Origin of the sequence: Agromyces litoreus, assembly GCF_040496015.1 — a bacterium.
Lineage (GTDB): Bacteria > Actinomycetota > Actinomycetes > Actinomycetales > Microbacteriaceae > Agromyces > Agromyces litoreus.
In genome coordinates this window covers 1-561 of the sequence record NZ_JBEPKA010000038.1, presented here as the reverse complement: position 1 = coordinate 561, position 561 = coordinate 1, and the positions used below count along the sequence as shown (strand labels likewise).

The window sequence follows — 561 nt, the reverse complement described above, 5'->3', positions numbered from 1 at the left end:
TGATTCGGCCTGGGTTTCGTTCCTATCGGTTTCCCTGTCGGGCGGTTGCCGCCAGGCCTGATTCTTGGTCAGCGTAGTAGGCCTGCTCGACCTCGATCGGGGTGCGCAGGTCGAGTTCGCCGTGCAGCCGCTGGTTGTTCCACCACCACACGTACTCGAGGGTGGCCAGTTCGACCTGCTCGACGGTCCGCCATGGCCCGCGGCGGCGGATCAGCTCCGTCTTGTAGAGCCCATTGACGGCCTCGGCGAGGGCGTTGTCATACGAGTCGCCGACGGTTCCGGTGGACGGTTCCGCGCCGAGTTCGACGATCCGGTCGGTGTACACCACGGCGAGGTAGTTCGACCCATGATCGGCGTGATGGACCAGCCCGTCGAGCTTGCCGCCGGCGGTCCATGCGGCCATGTTCAGTGCCTGCAACGGCAGGATGTCGGCCTTCAACGTGGCGGCGACGTTCCAGCCGACGATGCGGCGGGAGTACACGTCGGTGACGAAGGCGACGTACGCGAACCCGGACCATGTGGCGACGTAGGTGACGTCGGCCACCCACAGCCGCCGCGGAC

General features: G+C 66.3%; 1 protein-coding gene. It reads right to left on the bottom strand.

The annotated features are described in order from the left end of the window. Nucleotides 1-22 precede the first annotated feature (22 nt). A partial coding sequence (locus tag ABME01_RS15625; RefSeq protein WP_353829350.1) for an IS3 family transposase occupies nt 23-561 on the bottom strand: 539 nt, incomplete at its 5' end.